This is a genomic window from Agromyces intestinalis, assembly GCF_008365295.1.
In the GTDB taxonomy this organism is placed as follows: Bacteria; Actinomycetota; Actinomycetes; order Actinomycetales; family Microbacteriaceae; genus Agromyces; species Agromyces intestinalis.
In genome coordinates this window covers 3690716-3715760 of sequence record NZ_CP043505.1, presented here as the reverse complement: position 1 = coordinate 3715760, position 25045 = coordinate 3690716, and the positions used below count along the sequence as shown (strand labels likewise).

14 protein-coding genes and 1 tRNA gene are annotated in these 25045 nt (G+C 69.2%); 2 read left to right on the top strand and 13 right to left on the bottom strand.

Going from position 1 to position 25045, the window contains the following annotated elements; genetic code table 11:
• Window positions 1–14: 14 nt before the first annotated feature.
• The 5 genes from rapZ to coaE all read right to left on the bottom strand — a co-directional run bounded on the left by rapZ (window position 15) and on the right by coaE (window position 8628).
• Window positions 15–890 (bottom strand): RNase adapter RapZ, encoded by an 876-nt coding sequence (rapZ, locus tag FLP10_RS16925; protein ID WP_149161925.1) that lies wholly within the window; start codon window positions 888–890, stop codon window positions 15–17.
• 35 nt (window positions 891–925) lie between these two features.
• On the bottom strand, window positions 926–2833 hold the full coding sequence (uvrC, locus tag FLP10_RS16920) for an excinuclease ABC subunit UvrC (RefSeq protein ID WP_149161924.1): 1908 nt from the start codon (window positions 2831–2833) through the stop codon (window positions 926–928).
• Window positions 2834–2835: 2 nt separating this feature from the next.
• Complete coding sequence (gene uvrA / locus FLP10_RS16915) at window positions 2836–5727, bottom strand: excinuclease ABC subunit UvrA (protein ID WP_246150066.1); 2892 nt, start codon at window positions 5725–5727, stop codon at window positions 2836–2838.
• A 110-nt stretch (window positions 5728–5837) separates the two neighbouring features.
• Window positions 5838–7904, bottom strand: a complete 2067-nt coding sequence (gene uvrB / locus FLP10_RS16910; RefSeq protein ID WP_149161922.1) for an excinuclease ABC subunit UvrB — start codon at window positions 7902–7904, stop codon at window positions 5838–5840.
• Window positions 7905–8013: 109 nt separating this feature from the next.
• On the bottom strand, window positions 8014–8628 hold the full coding sequence (gene coaE, locus FLP10_RS16905) for a dephospho-CoA kinase (protein WP_149161921.1): 615 nt from the start codon (window positions 8626–8628) through the stop codon (window positions 8014–8016).
• Between the two features lie 68 nt (window positions 8629–8696).
• Between coaE and FLP10_RS16900 the strand changes: the two genes are divergently transcribed.
• A complete protein-coding gene (locus FLP10_RS16900; protein ID WP_149161920.1) occupies window positions 8697–9323 on the top strand; it encodes a DUF4126 domain-containing protein in 627 nt (208 codons plus the stop codon).
• 72 nt (window positions 9324–9395) lie between these two features.
• Here FLP10_RS16900 and rpsA read toward each other — a convergent pair whose 3' ends face one another.
• The 4 genes from rpsA to FLP10_RS16880 form a co-directional block, all read right to left on the bottom strand.
• Window positions 9396–10847, bottom strand: a complete 1452-nt coding sequence (gene rpsA, locus FLP10_RS16895; RefSeq protein WP_149161919.1) for a 30S ribosomal protein S1 — start codon at window positions 10845–10847, stop codon at window positions 9396–9398.
• Window positions 10848–11021: 174 nt separating this feature from the next.
• Complete coding sequence (locus FLP10_RS16890) at window positions 11022–12698, bottom strand: DUF885 domain-containing protein (protein ID WP_149161918.1); 1677 nt, start codon at window positions 12696–12698, stop codon at window positions 11022–11024.
• A gap of 72 nt (window positions 12699–12770) precedes the next feature.
• On the bottom strand, window positions 12771–15455 hold the full coding sequence (gene polA / locus FLP10_RS16885) for a DNA polymerase I (RefSeq protein WP_149161917.1): 2685 nt from the start codon (window positions 15453–15455) through the stop codon (window positions 12771–12773).
• Between the two features lie 130 nt (window positions 15456–15585).
• Window positions 15586–16230, bottom strand: a complete 645-nt coding sequence (locus tag FLP10_RS16880; protein ID WP_425457622.1) for an ANTAR domain-containing response regulator — start codon at window positions 16228–16230, stop codon at window positions 15586–15588.
• A 3-nt stretch (window positions 16231–16233) separates the two neighbouring features.
• On the opposite strand from FLP10_RS16880, the gene FLP10_RS16875 reads away from it, so the two are divergent.
• Window positions 16234–16319: transfer RNA gene (locus FLP10_RS16875), tRNA-Leu, on the top strand.
• 60 nt (window positions 16320–16379) lie between these two features.
• Here the strand turns inward: FLP10_RS16875 and pyk are convergent.
• The 4 genes from pyk to lgt form a co-directional block, all read right to left on the bottom strand.
• Complete coding sequence (gene pyk, locus FLP10_RS16870) at window positions 16380–17795, bottom strand: pyruvate kinase (protein WP_149161915.1); 1416 nt, start codon at window positions 17793–17795, stop codon at window positions 16380–16382.
• 71 nt (window positions 17796–17866) lie between these two features.
• The gene (locus FLP10_RS16865) at window positions 17867–19324 is read right to left on the bottom strand and encodes a glutamate synthase subunit beta (RefSeq protein WP_149161914.1); all 1458 of its coding nucleotides are present in this window, start codon (window positions 19322–19324) and stop codon (window positions 17867–17869) included.
• Entirely contained in the window at window positions 19317–23894 is a 4578-nt protein-coding gene (gltB, locus tag FLP10_RS16860; protein ID WP_149161913.1) for a glutamate synthase large subunit, read from the bottom strand. Before gltB ends, FLP10_RS16865 begins: the two co-directional genes overlap by 8 nt.
• Before the next feature lie 109 nt (window positions 23895–24003).
• Window positions 24004–25014 (bottom strand): prolipoprotein diacylglyceryl transferase, encoded by a 1011-nt coding sequence (gene lgt / locus FLP10_RS16855; RefSeq protein WP_425457621.1) that lies wholly within the window; start codon window positions 25012–25014, stop codon window positions 24004–24006.
• Between the last annotated feature and the right edge of the window lie 31 nt (window positions 25015–25045).

The following is a 25045-nucleotide window of genomic DNA, read 5'->3' as shown; positions in this document are numbered from 1 at the left end:
CCATCTTTCGTACGTCATTCGCGACCGAGGTCGCGGTCTTTCACGTTCACCGCGACGCCGGGGAGTCCGGCGATGCGCGCGGCGAGTTCACGGGCGATGGCCACCGAACGGTGCTTGCCACCGGTGCATCCGATCGCGATCGTCGCGTGACGCTTGTTCTCGCGCTGATAGCCGGCGAGGACGGGAGCGAGCGCGGCGGTGTAGGCCGCGATGAACTCGGATGCTCCATTCTGCCCGAGCACGAAGTCGGAGACTGCCGGGTCGGCGCCCGTGAGGGGGCGCAGTTCGGGCACCCAGAACGGGTTCGGCAGAAACCGCGCGTCGGCCACGAGGTCGGCATCGGGTGGCAGCCCGTATTTGAAGCCGAAGCTGAGCACGGTCACCTGCACGCCGGCCCGGCCCGACTCGGCGAACGATTCCGTGACGAGGTTCGCGAGCTGGTGGATGTTGAGCTCGGAGGTGTCGACGATGAGGTCGGCCGTCTCGCGGATCGCCTGCATCCGCGCGCGTTCGGCGCCGATGCCGTCGAGGATCGTGCCGTCGCCCTGCAGCGGGTGCGGCCGGCGCACGGACTCGAACCGGCGCACCAGCACCGCGTCGGATGCGTCCAGGAACATCACCCGTACGTTCACACCGTCGCGCAGCGCCTGCACGATGTCTTGCAGCTCGGCGAAGAAGTCGCGCCCGCGGATGTCGACGACTGCGGCGATCCGCGGCAGCGATGCACCCGCGCGTTCAGCGAGCTCGACGAGCGGACGGAGCATCTGCGGGGGCAGGTTGTCGACGACGTACCATCCGAGGTCTTCGAGCGCGTCGGCCACCGTTGAACGGCCCGCTCCAGACATCCCGGTGACGATGACCAGCTCCTGCTGCGCGGACTCCTCGCCCATCCGTCGACGCCCCCTTCCCGGAACCTCCACCCAGCCTAGCCGCGCTCGGCGGCGACCTCGCCGGAGAGACGTTGCCGCACCGCCGTCGCGAGCGCGGGCCCGATGCCCTTCACCTCGGCGATCTCGGACTCGTCAGCGGCCCTCAGGCGGGTGACCGACCCGAAGTGGCGCAGCAACGCGCGCACCCGCGCCGGGCCGAGACCGGGAATCTCGCTGAGCACGGTCGAGATGTCGCGCTTGCGCCGCTGTCGCTGGTGCGTGATGGCGAAGCGGTGAGCCTCGTCGCGTACGCGCTGGAACAGGAACAGCGCATCGGAGTTGCGCGGCAGGATCACCGGGAAGTCGCTGTCGGGCGTCCAGATCTCTTCGAGGCGCTTCGCGATGCCGCACAGCGCGATACCCGTGACACCCGACTCGCGCAGCGCCCGCGCGGCGGCCGCGACCTGCGGCTGCCCGCCATCGACGACGAGCAGATTCGGCCGGTAGGCGAACTTCGCGCGCTTGCCCGTCACGGCGGGGTCGTCGGATGCCTCGGGCGAATCGGATGCCTCGGCCCCGTCACGCGGCGAGAGGTAGGCGAGCCGCCGGGTCAGTACCTGGTGGATCGAGTCGGTGTCGTCGCTGGACGCCGGAATGGTGAACCGACGGTACTCGTCTTTTCGCGGCAGACCGTCTTCGAAGACGACCATCGAGGCGACGATGTTCGTTCCCGACAGGTGCGAGACGTCGAAGCACTCGATGCGCAGCGGGGCCTCGGCCATGCCGAGCGCCTCCTGGATGTCTTCGAGGGCACGTGAGCGTGTGGTGAAGTCGGTGCTGCGTTGGGTCTTGTATCGCATCAGCGTCTGCTTGGCGTTCTGCGTGGCCGTGGCCAGCAGCGCCGCCTTGTCGCCGCGCTGCGCCGCACGCAGGCGCACCCGACGCCCCGCCAGACCCGTCAGCCAGGTCTCGACCGCGGCGGCATCGTCGGGGAGCTCGGGCACGACCACCTCGGCCGGCGGCACGATGCCGTCGCCGTACGCGTTCTGGAGGACCGAGTCGACGAGGTCGGCGAGGGGGACGTCGAGCTCTTTGTCGACCGTCCACGACCGCTCACCGCGGACCCTCCCGCCTCGCACGATGAAGAGGTGCACCGCGGCCGCGAGCTCGTCGTGCTCGATGCCGAACACGTCGAGGTCGACGCGTTCTCCGAGCACCATGGCGCTCTTCTCGAAGAAGGCGTTGGCGGCCTGCAGCTGATCTCGACGCCGCGCCGCGGTCTCGTAGTCCTGCACCGCTGCCGCAGCTCGCATCTCGCGCTCGAGTTCGCTCACGATGCGCGGATCCTGGTTCTGCATGAACGCGACGAACCGGTCGACGTTCGCCCGGTGCTCCTCGAGCGTGACCTTCTGCGAGCACGGCCCGAAGCATCGGCCGATCTGCCCGGCGAAGCACGGCTTGCCCGAGGCCATCGCACGCCGGTAGTCGCTGTCTTTGCACGTGCGGATCGGGAACATGCGGATCAGGATGTCGAGCATGTCCGTGATCGCCCACATCTTCGGGTAGGGGCCGAAATAGCGGGCGCCCGGGATGGAGCGCTTACGGGTGACCATCGCCCGGGGCGCCTCGTCGGCCATCGTCACCACGAGGTACGGGTAGGACTTGTCGTCCTTGAAGCGCACGTTGAACGGGGGCTTCCACTCGTTGATCCACGTGATCTCGAGGTTCAGCGACTCGACGTCGCTGGCGACGACCGTCCACTCGACCGAGGTCGCCGTGGTCACCATGCGCCGGGTGCGTTCGTGCAGCGTATGCAGGGGCGCGAAGTAGTTCGACAGCCGAGCGCGAAGGTTCTTGGCCTTGCCGACGTAGAGCACGCGACCGTCGGCGTCGCGGAAGCGGTACACGCCGGGCTCGGTGGGGATCTCCCCCGCCTTCGGACGATACGGGACGGTGTTCGCCACGGTCAGCTCGCGACCTCCGCGCGACCGGACGCCGCGTCGAAGATCTCGTGCAGGAAGTAGCCGGTGTGGCTGTCGGGGTTCAGCGCGACCTCCTCGGGCGTACCGGTGGCGACGATCGTGCCGCCGCCCGAACCGCCCTCGGGGCCGAGGTCGATGATCCAGTCGGCCGACTTGATCACGTCGAGGTTGTGCTCGATCACGATGACGGTGTTGCCCTTGTCGACGAGCTTGCCGAGCACCTTCAACAGCTTGCGAACGTCTTCGAAGTGCAGCCCGGTGGTCGGCTCGTCGAGCACGTACACGCTGCGGCCGTTGGAGCGGCGCTGCAGCTCGGTGGCGAGCTTGACGCGCTGGGCCTCGCCGCCCGAGAGGGTCGTCGCGCTCTGGCCGAGCTGGACGTATCCGAGCCCGACGTCGACGAGCGTCTTCAGGTAGCGGTGGATCGCCGAGATCGGCTCGAAGAACTCGGCCGCCTCGCTGATCGGCATCTCGAGCACCTCGGCGATGTTCTTGCCCTTGTAGTGCACCTGCAGCGTTTCGCGGTTATAGCGCTTGCCGCCGCAGACCTCGCAGGCGACGTACACGTCGGGCAGGAAGTTCATCTCGATCTTGATCGTGCCGTCGCCCGAGCATGCCTCGCAGCGCCCGCCCTTGACGTTGAAGCTGAACCGGCCGGGCAAGTAGCCGCGCGCCTTCGCCTCGACCGTCTCGGAGAACAACGTGCGGATGCGGTCGAACACGCCCGTGTAGGTCGCGGGGTTCGAGCGCGGCGTGCGCCCGATCGGCGCCTGGTCGACGTGCACGACTTTGTCGAGGTGGTCGAGCCCCGTGACCCGCCGGTGCTTGCCCGGGACCTTGCGCGCTCCGTTGAGCCGGTTGGCGAGCACGCGGTAGAGGATGTCGTTCACAAGGGAGGACTTGCCCGACCCGCTGACACCCGTGACCGCGGTGAAGGTGCCGAGCGGGAACTGCACGTCGACCTTCTTGAGGTTGTTCGCCTCGGCACCCTCGACCGTGATGTGCCGTTCGGGGTCGATCGGTCGCCGGTGCGAGGGCGTGGCGATCTCGCGGCGGCCGGCGAGGTAGTCGCCGGTGAGCGACTCGGTGTTCTTCAACAGGTCGGCGTAGCTGCCCGAGTGCACCACCGTGCCGCCGTTGACACCCGCTCCGGGGCCGATGTCGACGATCCAGTCGGCGGTGCGGATGGTGTCTTCGTCGTGCTCGACGACGATGAGCGTGTTGCCGAGGTCGCGCAGCGCGACGAGGGTGTCGATGAGCCTGCGGTTGTCGCGCTGGTGCAGGCCGATGCTCGGCTCGTCGAGCACGTACAGCACGCCCGTGAGCCCCGACCCGATCTGCGTGGCGAGGCGGATGCGCTGGGCCTCGCCGCCCGAGAGGGTGCCGGCCGCACGCGCCAGGTCGAGGTACGCGAGCCCGACGCGGATCAGGAAGTCGAGCCGCAGCTTGATCTCGCGCAGCACCTGCGCGGCGATCGCCTGCTCGCGGTCGGTGAGGTGCAGACGATCCATGAAGGCGCGCGCGTCGGTGAGGCTCATGAGGCAGACGTCGGCGATGCTCGCGTCGTGCACGAGCACCGAGAGCACTTCGGGCTTCAGGCGTTTGCCGTCGCAGACCGGGCACGGGATCTCGCGCAGGTACTCGGCCCAGCGTGCACGCTGCACGTCGGTTTCGGCCTGCGCGTACTGTCGCTCGATATAGGGCGCGACGCCCTCGAACCCCGAGGTATAGCTCATCTCGCGGCCGAATCGATTGCGCCAGCGCACCTTGACCTCGAAGTTGTCGCCGTGCAGCACGGCCTGTCGCACCGACGGGTCGAGTGATTCCCACGGCGTCTCGAGTGAGAAGCCGAGGTCGCGCGCGAGCCCGTCGAGCAGCTTCTCGTAGTAGTTGTAGAGGCTCTTGCCCTGCGAGGTCCACGGGAGGATGACGCCCTCGCCGATGCTGAGCGCGGGGTCGCCCAGCAGCAGGTCGTCGTCGACCGACATGCGGGTGCCGAGCCCCGAGCACTCGGGGCACGCGCCGAACGGCGCGTTGAACGAGAACGTGCGCGGTTCGATCTCGGTCAGCGCGATCGGGTGCTGGTTGGGGCACGAGAGCTTCTCTGAGAACGTCTGCCACGCGTCGGGGCCGTCGGCGTCGACGTAGTTGATCTGCACGATGCCGTCGGTGAGCCGCAGCGCGGTCTCGAGCGAGTCGGTGAGGCGGCCGAGCAGATCGTCGGATGCCACGAGCCGGTCGATCACGACCGAGATGTCGTGCTTCACCTGCTTCTTCAGCGTCGGCGGCTCGTCGAGGCGGATGAGGTCGCCGTCGACCACGGCGCGTGTGTAGCCCTGCGCAGCGAGGTCGCGGAACAGGTCGACGAACTCGCCCTTCTTCTTCGAGACGACCGGCGCGAGCACCTGGAACCGGGTGCCCGTCTCGAGTTCCATCAGCCGGTCGGCGATCTGTTGCACCGTCTGGCGCTGGATGCGCTCACCGCAGACGGGGCAGTGCGGCACGCCGATGCGCGCCCAGAGCAGGCGCATGTAGTCGTAGATCTCGGTGATGGTGCCGACCGTCGAGCGCGGGTTGCGGTTGGTCGACTTCTGGTCGATCGACACCGCCGGGCTCAGCCCCTCGATGAAGTCGACGTCGGGGCGGTCGACCTGCCCGAGGAACTGGCGTGCGTACGCCGACAGCGATTCGACGTAGCGGCGCTGCCCCTCGGCGAAGATCGTGTCGAACGCGAGCGACGACTTGCCCGAGCCCGAGAGGCCGGTGAACACCACCATCGCGTCGCGCGGAATCTCGACGTCGACGTTGTGCAGGTTGTGCACGCGGGCACCGCGAACGCTCAGACGCGAATGAGGGTCGAGACGAGAAATTGGCACCATACGAGTCTACGAACCCCTTCCGACATCCGGCTGAGAGCGCTCGCGCGTCACCCGAACATCCGTTCGAGTACCTCGCCGACTCGGGGTCGGCTCCCTCGCCGGCCGCATCACCCGAGGTGCCCGGCCTTCTCCATCTGCCGAAGCTCGCGCTTGAGCTCGGAGACCTCGTCGCGCAGGCGCGCAGCGAGCTCGAACTTCAACTCCCCCGCCGCGACGAGCATCTGATCGTTGAGATCGCGGATGAGATCTTCGAGGTCGTTCGCGCCCTCGGCGGCGATGCCCTCGCGACGAAGGTTCGGCACGGGCGACTTGGCCTTCGCGTCACGGCCCGCGAGCAGCTTTGCGGTGTCTGCCTCTTCACGTGCGAGCACCTCGGTGATATCGGCGATGCGCTTGCGCAGCGGCTGCGGGTCGATACCGTTGACCCGGTTGTACTCGACCTGCTTCTCGCGGCGGCGATTGGTCTCTTCGATCGCGTTGTGCATCGAGTCGGTCATCACGTCGGCGTACATGTGCACCTGGCCCGACACATTGCGTGCCGCACGCCCGATTGTCTGGATGAGCGACGTCGACGACCGCAGGAAGCCCTCTTTGTCGGCGTCGAGGATCGCCACCAGCGAGACCTCGGGGAGGTCGAGCCCCTCGCGGAGCAGGTTGATGCCGACCAGCACGTCGTAGACGCCGGCGCGCAGTTCGGTGAGCAGTTCGACCCGGCGCAGCGTGTCGACGTCGGAGTGGAGGTACCGGACCCGAACGCCCGCCTCGGAGAGGAAGTCGGTGAGTTCTTCGGCCATCTTCTTCGTCAGCGTCGTGACGAGCACGCGCTCATCGCGGTCGGACCGCACCCGGATCTCTTCGAGCAGATCGTCGATCTGCCCCTTCGACGGCTTCACCACGATCTCGGGGTCGATGAGCCCGGTCGGGCGGATGATCTGCTCGACCACGCCGTCGGCGACGCCCATCTCGTACCGGCCGGGCGTGGCCGAGAGGTACACGGTCTGCCCGACGCGGGCCTTGAACTCGTCCCACCGGAGCGGTCGGTTGTCGAGCGCGCTCGGCAGGCGGAACCCGTGCTCGACGAGGGTGCGCTTGCGCGACGAGTCGCCCTCGTACATCGACCCGATCTGCGGCACGGTGACGTGCGACTCGTCGATGACCACGAGGAAGTCGTCGGGGAAGTAGTCGAGCAGGCAGTGCGGGGGCTCGCCCGCCATGCGGCCGTCGATGTGCCGGGAGTAGTTCTCGATGCCCGAGCAGAAGCCGATCTGCTCCATCATCTCGAGGTCGAACGTGGTGCGCATGCGCAGGCGCTGCGCCTCGAGCAGCTTGCCCTCGCGCTCGAGCTCCTGCAGACGTTCGTCGAGTTCGTCGCGAATGGTGCCGATCGCCCGCTGCATGACGTCGGTGGACGCGACGTAGTGCGACCCCGGGAACACCGGCACGGCGTCGAGCCGCTCGAGCACCTGCCCGGTCAGCGGGTGCAGGCTGTAGAGCGCCTCGATCTCGTCGCCGAACATCTCGATGCGGATGGCTCGCTCTTCGTAGACCGGGATGATCTCGATGGTGTCGCCGCGCACCCGGAAGTTGCCGCGCGAGAAGTCGACGTCGTTGCGCTGGTATTGCATCGACACGAACTTGCGGATGAGCCAGTCGCGATCGACCCGCTGCCCGACCTGCAGCGGCATCATCGCATTCAGGTACTCTTCGGGCGTGCCGAGGCCGTAGATGCACGACACCGTCGAAACCACCACGACGTCGCGCCGGCTGAGGAGCGAGTTCGTGGTCGAGTGGCGCAACCGCTCGACCTCGGCGTTGATCGACGAATCCTTCTCGATGAAGGTATCGGTCTGCGGCACGTACGCCTCGGGCTGGTAGTAGTCGTAGTAGGACACGAAGTACTCGACCGCGTTGTTCGGCATCAGCTCGCGGAACTCGTTCGCCAGCTGCGCGGCAAGCGTCTTGTTGTGCGCGAGCACGAGCGTCGGACGCTGCACCTGCTCGATGAGCCAAGCGGTCGTCGCCGACTTGCCCGTGCCCGTCGCGCCGAGCAGCACCACGTCGGTCTCGCCGGCGTTGATGCGCGACGCGAGGTCGGCGATCGCCGTAGGCTGATCGCCGCTGGGCCGGTACTCGCTGACGACCTCGAACGGGCGAACAGAACGAGTGGTCTCCATGCCTTCCAGTGTAGGAAGGCCCACCGACACGACTCCCGGCGTTCGCCGCCGGCGGAGCGCCGACGGCGGCGACCACGCGAGCACGGGAGCGAACTCGGGATCGAGCGCCTCAGCCGCGCGCCCGCTGCTCGGCCCGGATGCGGGCCCACAGCGCGTCGGCCTGGCTCATGGTGTGCGCGAGCGTGCCGCCCGTGTCGATCACCACGTCGGCGATCGACTTGCGGGTCTCGGGGTCGACCTGCGCGTCGACGCGCGCTTCGGCGTGCGCCGGTTCGAGCCCGCGCTCCTGTACGAGTCGCGCGACCTGAGCGCGTCGCGGCGCATCCGTCACGACGATGAGATCGAACGGATGGTCGACCTGGGCCTCGACCAGCAGCGGCACGTCGTAGACGACCACGGCCTCGGGGTCCTCGGCCTCGGCCTTCGCGATCAGCCTGCCCGACAGCTCCCGTACCGCCGGGTGCACGATGCCGTTCAGCCGGGCCAACGCGGCGGCGTCGCCGAACACGATCCCGCCGAGCTTCGCGCGATCGAGTGACCCGTCGCCGTGCAGCACGCCCGGCCCGAACGCCTCGACGATGGCGGCCAACGCGGGCGTGCCCGGCTCGACGACCTTGCGCGCCAACTGGTCGGCGTCGATGTGGACGGCGCCGTGCTCGTAGAGGCGGCGGGCGACGGTGGACTTGCCCGACGCGATGCCGCCGGTGAGGCCGATCAGGTACACGCCGCCACTCTACCCGGGGTCGTCGCGGCGACCTCGCGTGCGAGACTCGTGGGCGGGAGGCATCCGTCATGCTCGAACTGCTCACCGGCGCGGGCCTCGCGCTGGCCGCCGGACTCAACGCGTGGATCCCGCTCGTACTGCTCGGCGCCCTCGACCGGTTCACCGGCCTGGTCGAACTGCCGTCGGCCTGGGCGTGGCTGTCGAACGAATGGGTGCTGCTCATCCTCGTGGTCCTGCTCGTCGCCGAGGTGATCGCCGACAAGATCCCGAGCTTCGATCACGTGAACGACGTCATCCAGACCGTCGTGCGCCCGACGGCCGGCGGTTTCGCGTTCGGATCGGGCACGACCGCCACGACGGTCGCCGTCACCGACCCCGCCGCCTTCTTCGCATCCAACCAGTGGGTGCCGATCGCGATCGGAGCCGCGCTGGCATTGGCCGTGCACCTGCTGAAGGCCGTCGCGCGGCCGGTCGTGAACGCCGCGACCTTCGGGCTCGGCGCACCCCTCGTCAGTGCGGCCGAGGATGCCTCGTCGGTCGCGCTCTCGTTCGCCGCGATCCTCGTGCCGCTGCTCGTGATCGCCGGGATCGCCGGGATCGTGTTCGTCGCGATCCGCGTCATCCGCCGTCGTCGCCGCCGTCGCGCCGAACCCGACGCGCCGGACCCGTCACCTGGTTCCGAACCCGTCGCCTGAGACGCCGGAAGGCCGGCCCCGAGCGGGACCGGCCTTCCGTTTCATCGTGCGAGCGCCATGCGCCCGACGCGATCAGTTGTTGCTCGAGAGCTTCTCGCGCAGCGCCGCGAGCGACGCGTCGTCGGCGAGGGTGCCGCTCGCAGCCGAGTCGCTCGAGTAGCTCGAGGTACCCGACGAGAACGAGTCGTCGGCGACCTGAGCGGCCTGCGACGCGGCGACCTGCTTCTTGTGCGCCTCCCAGCGAGCCTGGGCTGCAGCGTACTCCTGCTCCCACTTCTCGCGCTCGGCGTCGAAGCCCTCGCGCCACTCGTTCGTCTCGGGGTCGAAGCCCTCGGGGAACTTGTAGTTGCCCTGCTCGTCGTACTCGGTGAGCATGCCGTAGAGCGCCGGGTCGAACTCGGTGCCCTCGGGGTCGACGCCCTCGTTCGCCTGCTTCAGCGAGAGCGAGATGCGGCGACGCTCGAGGTCGATGTCGATGACCTTGACGAAGACCTCTTCGCCGACCGACACGACCTGCTCGGCGAGCTCGACGTGACGACCCGACAGCTCCGAGATGTGCACGAGGCCCTCGATGCCGTCGGCGACGCGAACGAACGCACCGAACGGAACCAGCTTCGTGACCTTGCCCGGGGTGACCTGGCCGATCGCGTGCGTGCGCGCGAAGACCTGCCAGGGGTCTTCCTGCGTCGCCTTGAGCGAGAGCGAGACGCGCTCGCGGTCGAGCTCGACCGAGAGCACCTCGACGGTGACCTCCTGGCCGACCTCGACGACCTCGCTGGCGTGCTCGATGTGCTTCCACGAGAGCTCGGAGACGTGCACGAGGCCGTCCACGCCGCCCAGGTCGACGAACGCACCGAAGTTGACGATCGAGGAGATGACACCCTTGCGCACCTGGCCCGGGTGGAGGTTCGCGAGGAACGTCGAACGCGACTCCGACTGGGTCTGCTCGAGGAGCGCACGACGCGAGAGCACCACGTTGTTGCGGTTCTTGTCGAGCTCGAGGATCTTCGCCTCGAGCTCCTGGCCGAGGTAGGGGGTGAGGTCGCGAACGCGGCGCAGCTCGATGAGCGAGGCCGGGAGGAAGCCGCGAAGACCGATGTCGACGATGAGGCCGCCCTTGACGACCTCGATGACCGAACCGGTCACGACGCCGTCGTTCTCCTTGATCTTCTCCACGTCGCCCCAGGCGCGCTCGTACTGGGCGCGCTTCTTCGACAGGATGAGCCGACCCTCCTTGTCCTCCTTCTGGAGAACCAGGGCCTCGACGGTGTCGCCGACCTCGACGACCTCGGAGGGGTCGACGTCGTGCTTGATGGAAAGCTCACGCGAGGGAATGACACCCTCGGTCTTGTAGCCGACGTCGAGGAGAACCTCGTCGCGGTCGATCTTCACGACGGTGCCCTCGATGAGGTCGCCGTCGTTGAAGAACTTGAGCGTCTTCTCGACCGCGGCGAGGAAATCGTCAGCAGATCCGATGTCGTTGATCGCGACCTGCTTGGGTGCCTTGGTCGTTACGGTGGTCATGTAGTGGATGCTCCGAATGGACAGTATCGGGCCCTCGCGGTTCGAGCTGGTGTGTGTTTTTCCGCGATGGGCAGCGGACATGGATGTCACACGAGTGACGTTCCATCCTAACGGAAACGGGGGGCGGGCGGCAACCGACCGGTCGGCCGCCACCGCTCCCCCGCTTCGGCACCCTCAGGAGAGCAGTGCCCGGCGCAACGTGTCGAGCCCCACGCCGCCGAGGTCGAGCGCCCGACGGTGGAAGTCGCGGATGTCGAACGCAGCACCCGCGCGTGCCTTCGCGTCATCGCGCAGCTGCTCCCAGATGCGCTGGCCGACCTTGTACGAGGGCGCCTGCCCGGGCCACCCGAGGTAGCGGTTGACCTCGAATCGCACGAACGCGTCGTCCATCTGCACGTTGCTGCGCATGAAGTCGAGCGCGTACTCGGCCGTCCACGCGCCTTCGCCGTCGGGGCGGGGCTTGCCGAGGTGCACGCCGATGTCGAGCACCACGCGCGCGGCGCGCATGCGCTGGCCGTCGAGCATGCCGAGCCGGTCGGCCGGATCGGCGAGGTAGCCGAGCTCTTCCATCAGGCGCTCGGCGTACAGCGCCCACCCCTCGGCGTGGCCCGACGTGCCGGCCAGCTGCCGGCGCCAGGTGTTGAGCTTGCCGCGGTTGACCACCGCCTGCCCGATCTGCAGGTGATGCCCGGGCACGCCCTCGTGGTAGACCGTCGTGAGTTCGCGCCAGGTGTCGAACTCGGTCACGCCCTCGGGCACCGACCACCACATGCGCCCCGGCCGGCTGAAGTCGTCGCTCGGGCCGGTGTAATAGATGCCGCCCTCGTGGGTCGGAGCGATCATGCACTCGAGCGTGCGGATCTCGGCGGGGATGTCGAACTGGATCGCCCCCAGCTCGGCGACGGCGCGATCGCTCGTCTGCTGCATCCAGCGCTGGAGGGCGTCGGTGCCGCGGAGCTTGCGGGCCGGGTCGGCTTCGAGATGCGCGACCGCTTCGGCCACGGATGCCCCGGGCAGCACCTCGCGCGCGGTGCGGTCCTGCTCGTCGACCATGCGGGCGAGCTCGTCGAGCCCCCATTCGTACGTCTCGTCGAGGTCGATCGCGGCGCCGAGGAAGCGGCGCGACTCGAGTGCGTAGAGGTCGCGACCGACCCCGTCGGTCTCGCGGGCGGCGGGCTCGAGCTCGTCGGCGAGGAAACCCGCGAGCTGCTCGTACGCCACCGCGGCACGCCCGGCCGCATCGCCGAGCTCGCGCGCGAGGCTGGCCGGCAACTCACCCTCGGACGGCACCGCACTCGCGGCGAAGTGCGCGAAGAAGCCGTCGGGAGCGGCGTGCCGCCGCACCTGCGCGACGACCTCGCGCACCTGGCGCCGGGCGGGTGTCGCGCCGGAGTCGACCCCGAGTCGCAACGTCTCCACGTAGCCGGCGATGGCGCCCGGCACCGCGTCGAGCCGAGCGCGGATGCGCTCCCAGTCGTCGGTCGACGCCGTGGGCATGAGGTCGAACACGTCGCGGATCTCTTGCGCGGGACTCGCGATGACGTTGAGGTCGCGCAGGTGCTGGCCCGCCTCGTGTCGCTCGATCACGAGCCGGAGCTCGGCGCCCAGGTCGGCACGCGTGACCTCGTCGACCTCGTCGGCCGGTTCGGCCGACTCGAGCGCAGCGAGGGCAGCCTTCGTGGCGGCCACGAGCGTCTCATGACCGGCCGGCGAATAGTCGCCGAGTCGGTCGTCGGCGTCGGTGCGGCCGATGTAGGTGCCGACGGTCGGGTCGAGGTCGACGAGGGTGTCGACCCACGTCTCGGCGACGCGATCGACAGCGGTGGGGGTGCGCGGCTCGGAAGCAGTCATGGATCCGAGCCTAGAGGGGCCCGACGACACCGCGGTCGGGCCGGAGGCGGTGTGCTGCGCGAGTGCGCTGCGTCAGTGCGCCGCGTCGTCCCAGCTCGCGCCGCGCCCGACCTGCACGTCGAGCGGCACGAGCAGGTCGGCCGCCGAGCTCATTCGGTCGCGCACGATCGTCTCGAGTGCGTCGGCCTCGCCGTCGGCCACCTCGAACACGAGCTCGTCGTGCACCTGCAACAGCATGCGCGACCGCAGCCCGGCCTCGGCGATCGAGCGCTCGACGCCGATCATCGCCAGCTTGATGATGTCGGCGGCCGAGCCCTGGATCGGCGAGTTCAACGCCTGGCGCTCGGCGTTCTCGCGCAACACGCGGTTGGGGCTGTTCAGATCGGGGAACGGGCGGCGACGGCCGAAGATCGTCTCGGTGTAGCCGTCGATGCGGGCCTGTTCGACGACGCCGCGGAGGTAGTCGCGCACCGCGCCGAACCTGGCGAAGTACTCTTTCATGAGCTGCGTCGCCTCGGCTCGGTCGATGCGCAGCTGCTTCGAGAGCCCGAATGCGCTGAGCCCGTAGGCGAGCCCGTACGACATCGCCTTGACCTTGGTGCGCATGAGCGGGGTGACGTCGGCCGGGTCGACCGAGAACACCCGCGCGCCCACGAACCGGTGCAGGTCTTCGCCCGCATTGAACGCCTCGATGAGCCCGGGGTCGCCCGACAGGTGCGCCATGATGCGCATCTCGATCTGGGAGTAGTCGGCCGTCATCAGCTCGACGTACCCCTCGCCGTTGCGGAACGCCTCGCGGATGCGACGCCCGTCCTCGGCGCGGACCGGGATGTTCTGCAGGTTGGGGTCGTTCGAGCTCATCCGGCCGGTCGCCGCGCCGATCTGCCCGTAGGTGGTGTGGATGCGCCCGTCCGCGGCGATCGCCTTGTCGAGCGAGTCGACGATCTGGCGCAGCTTCGTGGCATCCCGATGCTCGAGCAGGTACCCGAGGAACGGGTGCGGGTTCGATTCCTGCAGGTCGGCCAGCGCGCTCGCATCGGTCGTGTAGCCGGTCTTGGTCGCCCGGGTCTTCGGCATGCCGAGCTGGTCGAAGAGCACCTCTTGCAACTGCTTGGGCGAGCCGAGGTTCACCTCCCGCCCGATTTCGGCGTAGGCGAGCACCGCGAGGCCGGCGGCCCGGTCGCCGAGTTCGGCCGAGAGCGCGGCGAGTCGATCGTGGTCGACGGCGACGCCGCGCAGCTCCATCGCGGCGAGCACCGGTACGAGCGGCATCTCGACGTCGGCGAGCAGCTGCCGGGTGCGCTCGGGAAGCACACGCAGTACCTCGGGTGCGACACGCAGCGAGTACCACGCATACTCGGGCGCGCCGGCGTCGCTGCCCTCCTCGGGCACGAGGAGCGCGGGATCGGACTGCGGCAGGGTCTCGCCGAGATACCGGTCGACCAGGTCGGCGAGCGACTTCTCTTGCAGGTTCGGCCGCATCAGCCAGCCCGCGAGCAGCGTGTCGACGACCAGTCCGTCGAACGCGAGCCCCGAGCGCGCGAGCGCCTCGAGCTGCAGCTTCGCGTCGGTCATGATCTTCGGCGCGTCCGACGCGAGCCAGGCCGCGAGCGCCGGCGAATCGGCGGCCGACTGCCACTCGAGACGCACCGTCTCGGTCGCGGTCGCGATGCCGACGCCGGCCACCTCGCCGGCGATCACGTCGATGCTGAGCCCGAGGCCCGCGGGCTCGGCGGCCGTTGCCGTCTCGAGCCAGGCCGCGAGCTCGTCGTCGCGCAGCGGCTGCGGCGTCGGCGCGGCGGGTGCGGGCTCGCGCTCGACCGGCGCCGACGGCGCCGCGCCACCGGAGGCGGCCTGGCCGGCGTCGCCGAGGGCGAGCTTGGTCAGGCGGTCCATCAGGGTGCGGAACTCCAGCCGCTCGAAGATCGGGCGGACCGCATCGAGGTCGATCGGCTTCGCCTCGAACTCGGCGAGCTCGACGTCGAGGTCGACATCGCGGACGAGCCGGTTCAGCTTGCGATTGCGCACCGCGTTCTCGCGACCGTCGCGCAGGTTCTGCCCCACGACGCCCTTGATCTCGTCGGCGTGGGCGAGAATGCCGTCGAGGTCGCCGTAGAGCCCGAGCCACTTCACCGCGGTCTTCTCGCCGACCTTGGGGATGCCCGGCAGGTTGTCGCTGGTCTCGCCGACGAGCGCGGCGACGTCGGGGTACTGCTCGGGACGGATGCCGTATCGCTCGATGACCGCCGCGGTGTCGTAGCGCTTCAGCTGCGAGACGCCCTGCGTGTTCGGATACAGCAGCGTGACGTCGTCGTCGACGAGCTGGATCGTGTCGCGATCGCCCGAGACGAGCAGCACGCGGTAGCCCTCGGCGGTGCCGCGGGTGGCGAGCGTGGCCAGGATGTCGTCGGCCTCGAAGTCGTCCTTCTCGAGGGTGCGCACGCCCATCGCGTGCAGCGCCTCCTGCAGGAGCGGCACCTGGCCCTTGAACTCGGGCGGCGTCTCGGAGCGGTTGCCCTTGTACTCGGCGTACTCGCGCGTGCGGAACGACTGACGCGACTTGTCGAACGCCACCGCGAGATGGGTCGGCCGCTCGTTCTGCAGCAGCAGGAGCAGCATCGACAGGAAGCCGTGGATGGCGTTCGTGTGCTGCCCGTCGCGGGTGGAGAAGCTGTCGACGGGGAGGGCGTAGAAGGCCCGGAATGCGAGCGAGTGGCCGTCGACGACGAGGAGGGTGGGCTTGACTGGGTCCGTCACCACCCCAGCCTACAAGCGGCCTCCGACACGGTTCGTGCGCTCGGGACGCCCTGAGGATGCCTCGCAGCGACGCGGATGCCGCGGCGAACGTGTCGCCGCGGCATCCGCGAAGTTGTCGGTGGAGACGAGGTCAGGACTTCTTCGGAGCGAGCTGCTCGATGATCGCCTGCGAGACGTCCTTCATGGTGAGGCGGCGATCCATCGACGCCTTCTGGATCCACCGGAACGCCTCGGGCTCGGTGAGGCCCATCTTCTCGTTGAGCAGGCCCTTGGCCCGGTCGACGAGCTTGCGGGTCTCGAACCGCTCGACCAGGTCGCCGACCTCGGCCTCGAGGGCGATGATCTGCGCGTGACGGGCGAGGGCGATCTCGATCGCCGGCAGCAGGTCGTTCGGAGTGAAGGGCTTCACGACGTAGGCGAGGGCGCCGGCTTCGCTCGCCCGCTCGACCAGCTCCTTCTGGCTGAAGGCGGTCAGCAGCACGACGGGGGCGATGTGCCCCTTTGAGAGCCGCTCGGCGGCCGAGATGCCATCAAGCTGCGGCATCTTCACGTCCATGATGACGAGGTCGGGGCGCAGCTCGGTCGCGAGCTGGACGGCGGTCTCGCCGTCGCCGGCCTCGCCGACGACCTCGTAGCCGTTGTCGCGGAGGATCTCGACGATGTCGAGCCGGATGAGCGATTCGTCTTCGGCCACGACGACCCGGCGCGGTGCCGCCGGCTGAGTGGATTCGCTGTCAGTCACGGCTGAAAGCCTACGGTATTCTGGCCGAGGCATCCGGCCGGTGTGGCGGAATGGCAGACGCGGAGCACTCAAAATGCTTTGCCCGAAAGGGCGTGTGGGTTCGACCCCCACCACCGGCACCACCACGGCGAAGGGCCGGCGGATCACTCCGCCGGCCCTTCGCCGTCTCGCCTGCGACCTGCTCAGAGCACGTCGCCGACCTTGTGCACGCGAACGTCGTTCGTCGTGCCGGGGATCCCGGGAGGCGAACCGGAGATGATGACCACGGTCTCGCCCTCGACGGCGCGGCCCGACTTCACGATCACGTCGTCGACCTGTCCGACCATCTGGTCGGTGTGGGTGACGCGGTCGACCACGAACGACTCGACGCCCCAGAACAGCGACATCCGCCGGCGGATGGCCTGATCGGGCGTGAAGGCCAGGATCGGGATACGGCTGCGCAGGCGGGACATCCGTCGCACCGACTCGCCCGACTCGGTGAAGACGCAGAGGTACTTCGCGTCGACGAAGTCGCCGATGTCGACGGCGGCCGCGGTGATCGCGCCCGACTGGGTGCGCGGCTTGGTGCCGAGCTTCGGCACGCGCTCGAGGCCGTGCTGCTCGGTCGACTCGACGATGCGCGCCATGGTCTGCACGGTGATCACGGGGTACTCGCCCACGCTCGTCTCGCCCGAGAGCATGACCGCGTCGGCGCCGTCGAGGATCGCGTTCGCGACGTCGGACGTCTCGGCGCGCGTCGGCACCGGGCTGTGCGTCATCGACTCGAGCATCTGGGTCGCCACGATGACCGGCTTCGCAAGCCGGCGGGCGATCTCGATGGCCTGCTTCTGCACGATCGGCACCGCCTCGAGCGGCAACTCGACGCCGAGGTCGCCGCGGGCGACCATGATCGCGTCGAACGCCTCGATGATCTCCTCGAGGTGGTCGACGGCCTGCGGCTTCTCGATCTTCGCGACCACGGGCACGCGGCGCCCGACCTCGTCCATGATCTCGTGGACACGGGTGATGTCCTCGGCGTTGCGCACGAACGAGAGCGCGATCAGGTCGGCCCCGAGCTCGAGGCCCCAGCGCAGGTCGGCCTCGTCCTTCTCGCTGAGCGCGGGCACGTTGACCGCGACGCCGGGCAGGTTGATGCCCTTGTTGTTCGACACCGGGCCCGCGACGATCACGCGGGTAGTCACGACCGTGCCGTCGGTCTCGAGCACCTCGACGCGCACCTTGCCGTCGTCGATCAGCAGGAAATCACCGGGACTCACGTCCTGCGGGAGGCCCTTGAAGGTGGTGCCGACGATCTCTTTCGTGCCGAGGATGTCCTCGGTGGTGATCTTGAAGATGTCACCCTCGGCGAGTTCGTGCGGACCGTCGGCGAACTTGCCGAGCCGAATCTTCGGGCCCTGCAGGTCGACGAGGACGCCGATCGCGCGGCCGGAGTCGTTGGCGGCCTTGCGCACGTTCTGGTAAACGCCCTCGTGGACGTCGTAGCTGCCGTGGCTGAGGTTCATCCGCGCGACGTCGATGCCCGCGTCGATGATCGCCCGGATCTGTTCATAGCTCGATGTCGCCGGCCCGAGGGTGGCGACGATCTTCGCTCGTCTCATGTGGTGTGTACTCCCAGGGTGTTCCGCCCGCAGTCTCGCGGGTCGGGGGTTCAGGTGGACGCCTGCGGGCGTCAGATCGCGAACGCGCGGGCGGTCGCGGGAATGGGACTCGGAAGGCGTGTCTCGCCTTCAAGGTACCGGTCGACGGCCGCGGCCGCAGCCCGGCCCTCGGCGATGGCCCAGACGATGAGGGACTGCCCGCGGCCGGCGTCGCCGGCGACGAACACGCCCGGCTGGGCCGTGGCGTAGTCGGCGTCGCGGTCGAATGCACCCCGTGCGGTCACGCCGACCTCGAGCTGCGGCTCGATCGTGTCGGTCTCGGGCCCGGTGAATCCGAGCGCGAGCAGCACGAGGTCGGCGGGGATCTCGCGCTCGGTGCCCGCCTTCGGCACGCGGCGGCCGTCAAGGTACTCGGTCTCGGCGACCCGGATGCCACGGACCTCGCCGTCCTCGTTGGCGATGAACTCGACCGTCGAGGCGAGGTACTCGCGCTTGCCGCCCTCTTCGTGGGCCGACTGCACCTCGAACAGCGTCGGATGCATCGGCCAGGGCTGGTCGGCCGTGCGCTCGGCGCTCGGCTGCTTGCCGATGGCGAGGTTCGTCACGGTGAGCGCGCCCTGACGGTGGGCGGTGCCGATGCAGTCGGCACCGGTGTCGCCGCCGCCGAGGACGACGACGTGCTTGCCCTCGGCGGTGATCTGGTCGAAGACCTCGTCGCCGGCGAGCTGGCGGTTCGACTGCGTGAGGTACTCCATCGCGAAGTGCACGCCCGCCAGGTCGCGGCCCGGGATCGGCAGGTCGCGCGGCACCATCGCGCCGGTGGCCACGACCACGGCGTCGTACCGTGCGCGCAGTTGGTCCCAGGTGATGTCGGTGCCGATGTCGACGCCGGCACGGAACCGCGTGCCCTCGGCGGTCATCTGAGCGAGCCGCTGGTCGAGGTGGCGCTTCTCCATCTTGAAGTCGGGGATGCCGTACCGCAGCAGGCCGCCGATGCGGTCGTCGCGCTCGAACACCGCGACGGTGTGGCCGGCGCGCGTGAGCTGCTGCGCGGCGGCAAGCCCCGCGGGCCCGGAGCCGACCACAGCGACCGTCTTGCCGGTGAGCCGCGCGGGCGGCTGCGGCTGCACCCAGCCGTTGCCGAACGCCTGGTCGATGATCGAGACCTCGACCTGCTTGATCGTCACGGCGGGCTGGTTGATGCCGAGCACGCACGCCGACTCGCACGGGGCCGGGCACAGCCGGCCGGTGAACTCGGGGAAGTTGTTCGTCGCGTGGAGACGCTCGATCGCGGCACGGCCCTCGCCGCGCCACATCAGGTCGTTCCACTCGGGGATCAGGTTGCCGAGGGGGCATCCCTGATGGCAGAACGGCACGCCGCAGTCCATGCAGCGGCCGGCCTGTCGGCGCAGCTGCGCCGGATCGCCCTGCTCGTAGACCTCTTTCCAGTCCATGAGCCGAACCGGAACGGGGCGACGCTTGGGCAGCTCCCGCTCGGTGACCTTGAGAAATCCCTTCGGGTCAGCCACCCGTCACCTCCATGATGCGTCCCCACACGACATCGCCGTCGGGGTCCAGTCCTTCTTCGACCGCGCTCTGGCGGGTGCGGAGCACCGCCGCGTAATCGCGCGGCAGCACCTTCGTGAACCGATCGAACGCGGCGTCGCCCTCGTCGAGCAAGCGTGCGGCCACGGCCGATCCGGTCTGGGCGACATGCTGTTCGAGCAGGTCCCGGACGATCTCGCGGTCGGCGCCGCCGAGGCCGAGCAGTTCGAGCTCGCCGCCCGCGAGCGACTCGCGGTTGATGCGCGACTCGCGCAGTCCGAGGACGTACGCCGTGCCGCCGGACATCCCGGCGCCCAGGTTCCGGCCGGTCTCGCCGAGGATCAGCGCGAGCCCGCCCGTCATGTACTCGAGGGCGTGGTCGCCGACGCCCTCGACGACGGCGGTCGCACCCGAGTTGCGCACCAGGAAACGCTCGCCCACGATGCCGCGGATGAACATCGAGCCGCTCGTGGCGCCGTACCCGATGACGTTGCCGGCGATCACGTTCTGCTCGGCGACGAACCCGGCGGACTCGACCGGGCGCACGATGATCTGTCCGCCCGAGAGACCCTTGCCGACGTAGTCGTTCGCGTCGCCCGACAGCCGCAGCGTCACGCCCGACGGCAGGAACGCGCCGAGCGACTGCCCGGCCGACCCGGTCAGGGCGACGTCGATCGACCCAGCGGGCAGGCCCTGCTCGCCGTGGCGCAGCGTGACCTCGTGCCCGAGCATCGTGCCCACCGCCCGCTCGGTGTTGCGGATCGGCAGCTCGACCTCGACGCGACCGCCGTGGTCCAGCACCTGGCGCGCGCGACGGATGAGCTCGTTGTCGAAGTGCTCCTGCAGCTCGTGGTCCTGCGCGCGGGCGTTGCGTCGCGGTTCGGCGTCCGAGAAGTCGGGGCCGACGAGCACGGGCGCCAGGTCGAGGCCGTCGGCCTTCCAGTGCGAGACTGCGCGGTCGACGTCGAGCAGCTCGCGACGGCCGATGACCTCGTCGAGCGAGCGGAAGCCGAGCTCGGCGAGGTACTCCCGCACCTCCTGCGCGATGAACTCGAAGAAGTTCACCACGAACTCGGGCTTGCCGGTGAAGCGCTTGCGCAGCTCGGGGTTCTGCGTGGCGACCCCCACTGGGCACGTGTCGAGATGGCAGACACGCATCATGACGCATCCCTCGACCACGAGCGGAGCGGTCGCGAAGCCGAACTCCTCGGCGCCGAGCAGGGCGCCGATGATCACGTCGCGGCCGGTCTTCAACTGGCCGTCGACCTGCACGACCACCCGATCGCGCATGCCGTTCAGCATGAGCGTCTGCTGCGTCTCGGCCAGGCCGAGCTCCCAGGGCGTGCCGGCGTGCTTGAGCGAGTTCAGCGGGCTTGCGCCGGTGCCGCCGTCATGGCCCGACACCAGGATGACGTCCGCGAGCGCCTTGGCCGTGCCCGCCGCGACGGCGCCGATGCCCGACTGGCTCACCAGCTTCACGTGCACCCGGGCGCCCGGGTTGGCGCGCTTCAGATCGAAGATGAGCTGCTTGAGGTCTTCGATCGAGTAGATGTCGTGGTGCGGGGGCGGCGAGATGAGCCCGACGCCGGCGGTCGCGTGCCGCGTGCGCGCCACCCACGGATAGACCTTCGCGGGCGGCAACTGCCCGCCCTCGCCGGGCTTGGCGCCCTGCGCGAGCTTGATCTGGATGTCATCGGCGTGCGTGAGGTACATGCTCGTCACTCCGAACCGACCGGAGGCGACCTGCTTGATCGCGCTGCGACGTTCGGGGTCGAGCAGGCGGTCGAGATCCTCGCCGCCCTCGCCCGTGTTCGACTTGGCGCCGAGCCGGTTCATCGCGATGGCGAGGGTCTCGTGCGCCTCCTTCGAGATCGAGCCGTAGCTCATCGCGCCGGTCGAGAACCGCTTCACGATCGATGCGACCGACTCGACCTCGTCGATCGGCACCGGCGGTCGAGTGCCGGTGCGCAGCGTGAACAGGCCGCGGAGCGTCATCAGCTGCTCGGCCTGGTCGTCCACGAGCTTCGTGTACTCGCGGAAGACGTCGTATCGGCGGTTGCGCGTCGAGTGCTGCAGCCGGAACACCGTCTCGGGGTTGAACAGGTGCGGCGAGCCGTCGCGACGCCATTGGTACTCGCCGCCGGTCGCGAGCCGCTCGTGCGCGCGCACCGCGACGTCGGCCGGGTACGCCGAGGCGTGGCGCTCGAGGTTCTCGGTCGCGATGACGTCGAGTCCGACGCCGCCCAGCTTCGAGGTGGTACCGGTGAAGTACTCGTCGATGAAGTCCTGCGCCAGACCGACGGCCTCGAACGCCTGTGCGCCGCCGTACGACGAGATCGTCGAGATGCCCATCTTCGACATGATCTTGAGCACGCCCTTGCCGAGCGCCTTGATCACGTTGTGCACGGCCTGCTCGGGGGTGATGCCGGTGATCACCCCCGAACGCACGAGGTCCTCGCAGGTCTCCATCGCGAGGTAGGGGTTCACGGCGGATGCCCCGTAGCCGACGAGCAGGGCCACGTGGTGCACCTCGCGCACGTCGCCCGCCTCGACGATCAGCCCGACCTTCATGCGGTTCTCGGTGCGGATCAGGTGGTGGTGCACCGTCGAGAGCATGAGCAGCGACGGGATCGGAGCGAGGTCCTTGTCGGAGTCGCGGTCGCTCAGCACGATGAAGGCGACGCCCGCCTCGATCGCTTCGTCGACCTCGTCGCAGATCGCCCGGAGGCGGTTGCGCATCGCGTCGCGCCCCTCGTCGAACCGGTACAGGCCGCGGATCGTCGCGGTGGTGCGCGAGCCCGAGCTCGGGTCGATGTGGACGATCTTCGCGAGCTCGTCGTTATCGATGACCGGGAAGTCGAGCGCGACCTGGCGGGCGTGCTCGGGACCCGCCGAGAGCAGGTTGCGCTCGGGCCCGAGCGACGTGCCGAGCGAGGTGACGACCTGCTCGCGGATCGAGTCGAGCGGCGGGTTCGTCACCTGCGCGAACTGCTGGGTGAAGTAGTCGAACAGCAGGCGCGGGCGCTGCGACAGCACCGCGACCGGCGTGTCGGACCCCATCGCGCCGATCGGCTCCTGACCGGTCTTCGCCATCGGGGTGAGGAGGATCTTCACTTCTTCCTCGGTGTAGCCGAACGTGCGCTGGCGACGGTTCACCGACAGCGGCGGGTGCACGATGTGCTCGCGCTCGGGCAGCTCGCCGAGCCGGATTCGACCCTGCTCGAGCCAGTCCGCGTACGGCGCCTGGGCGGCGAGGTCGGCCTTGATCTCGTCGTCCTCGATGAGTCGACCGGCCTCGGTGTCGACGAGGAACATCCGCCCGGGCTGCAGCCGCCCCTTGCGCACGATGCGCGACTGGTCGATGTCGAGCACCCCGATCTCGCTCGCGAGCACGACGAGTCCGTCGTCGGTGACCAGGTAGCGCCCCGGACGCAGTCCGTTGCGGTCGAGCGTCGCGCCGACGAGCGACCCGTCGGTGAACACGATCGCCGCGGGGCCGTCCCACGGCTCCATGAGCATGGAGTGGTACTCGTAGAACGCGCGACGGGCGGGGTCGATCTCGGTCTGGTTCTCCCACGCCTCGGGAACCATCATCATGATCGCGTGCGGCAGGCTGCGCCCGGCGAGGGTCAGCAGCTCGACCACCTCGTCGAACGACGCCGAGTCGCTCGCGCCCGGCGTGACGATCGGCAGGATCGGCGCGAGGTCGCCGAGCAGCTCGCTCTCGAGCTGCGACTGGCGCGCGCGCATCCAGTTGCGGTTGCCCTGGATGGTGTTGATCTCGCCGTTGTGGGCGATCATGCGGAACGGCTGGGCGAGCGGCCACGACGGGAAGGTGTTGGTCGAGTACCGCGAGTGCACGAGCGCGAGCTTGGACGCGAAGCGCTCGTCGGACAGGTCGGGATAGAACGGCTCGAGCTGAAGCGTCGTGACCATGCCCTTGTAGACCATGGTGCGGCTCGACAGCGAGGCGAAGTAGAGGTCGAGCTCGCGCTCGGCTCGCTTGCGCAGCCGGAACGTCAGGCGGTCGAGCTCGATGCCGGCGGCCGAACGCCCTTCGTCGTCGACCGACGTCGCACGCACGTACAGCTGGTGCACGGCCGGCATCGCCGCGCGCGCGAGGGTGCCGAGCTCGTCGGGGCGCACCGGCACCTCGCGCCACCCGAGCACCGTGAGGCCCTCGGCCGCGGCGATCGCCTGCAGCTGCTGCTTCACCGCGCTGCGCGCGGTGGGGTCGATCGGCAGGAACGCGTTGCCGACCGCGTACGCGCCGGCCGCGGGCAGCGGGAACCCGACGACCTCGCGCAGGAATGCGTCGGGCACCTGCGTGATGATGCCCGCGCCGTCGCCCGTGCCCGCATCGGACCCGACCGCGCCGCGGTGCTCGAGGTGGCGCAGCGCGTCGAGGGCGTGCTGGATGATGTCATGGCCGGCGGTACCGCGCAGCGTCGCCACCATGGCGAGGCCGCACGCGTCCTTCTCGGCGGCAGGGTCGTAGAGTCCCTGAGCCTCGGGAACCGAGCTGAATCTCGCGAAGGGTGGGGTGGGCGACACGTGGACCGTCCTCGTCGTCTAGGTGGCAGCTTGGGGACGTCGTCGGCCCTGCGGAGGGGAAGTCGCGGCACGTGATGCGGTGCCGCGTCGGAGCGCGCGAAGCGGGAAGTTACTCGGAGACGGGACGACCTGGGCTTGTGGCTGCCGTCGCGCCTTCTGCGGGCTCGCCCTCGACGCCGTCGTCGAGAGAGTCTGAGTCGGACTCGGTGTCGTCCGAGTCTACCTCAGGGTCGGGGCGCACCCACTCGCGCCCCGGGACGTAGACGCTCGGCTCGAGCCCGGGGTGGCGATGACGCTGCACGAGGATCAGCACGATGCCGATCACGACCGCCGCCCACGCCGCCCAGACGTTGACCCGGATGCCGAGGAACATCTCGCTCGGATCGACCCGGATCGACTCGAAGAACGAGCGACCGAGGCCGTACCAGATCAGGTACACGCCGAACGCCTTGCCCCAGCGCAGGCTCATCCGACGCTCGAGCAGGATGATCACCGCCGCACCCGCGAGGTTCCAGATGAGCTCGTAGAGGAACGTCGGATGGAACAGCGTGCCCTCGGCCAGGCCCTGCGGCCATGCCGCGTTGTCCGAGGGGATCTCGAGCCCCCACGGCAGGTCGGTCGGGGCACCGAACAGCTCGTGGTTGAACCAGTTGCCGATCCGCCCGATCGCCTGCGCGACGAGCAGGCCGGGTGCGAGCGCGTCGGCGAACGACCAGAACCGCAGGCCCGTCAGCCGGCAGCCGATGAGCACGCCGACCGCACCGCCGATGAGCGAGCCGAAGATGGCGTTGCCGCCCTCCCAGATGTTCCAGATCGCGCCCGGCTGGAAGGGGTTCCAGATGTTCGCGCCTTCGTAGAAGTAGTCGGCGGGGTGGGTGAGGACGTGGTAGAGCCGCGCGCCGATGATGCCGAGCGGCACGGCCCAGAGCGCGATGTCGAGCACGACGCCGGGTTCGGCGCCGCGCCTGGTGAGTCGGCGCGACGTGATGACCACGGCCAGGATGATGCCCAGCAGGATGCACAGCGCGTACATGTGCAGGTTGATCTGCCACCCGAAGAGGTTGATCTCGAGGATCTGCCACGCCTCATCGGGGCTCGGAATGCTGAACGGTGCTGACACGCTCGGCTGCTGCCTTTCTCGTGGGATGCCC

Excerpts from the sequence above, each read along its gene's own strand:
- rapZ (WP_149161925.1), bottom strand. The coding sequence starts at position 890 with ATGGGCGAGGAGTCCGCGCAGCAGGAGCTGGTCATCGTCACCGGGATG.
- uvrB (WP_149161922.1), bottom strand. The coding sequence starts at position 7,904 with ATGGAGACCACTCGTTCTGTTCGCCCGTTCGAGGTCGTCAGCGAGTAC.
- FLP10_RS16900 (WP_149161920.1), top strand. The coding sequence starts at position 8,697 with ATGCTCGAACTGCTCACCGGCGCGGGCCTCGCGCTGGCCGCCGGACTC.
- rpsA (WP_149161919.1), bottom strand. The coding sequence starts at position 10,847 with ATGACCACCGTAACGACCAAGGCACCCAAGCAGGTCGCGATCAACGAC.
- FLP10_RS16890 (WP_149161918.1), bottom strand. The coding sequence starts at position 12,698 with ATGACTGCTTCCGAGCCGCGCACCCCCACCGCTGTCGATCGCGTCGCC.
- FLP10_RS16880 (WP_425457622.1), bottom strand. The coding sequence starts at position 16,230 with ATGCCTCGGCCAGAATACCGTAGGCTTTCAGCCGTGACTGACAGCGAA.
- pyk (WP_149161915.1), bottom strand. The coding sequence starts at position 17,795 with ATGAGACGAGCGAAGATCGTCGCCACCCTCGGGCCGGCGACATCGAGC.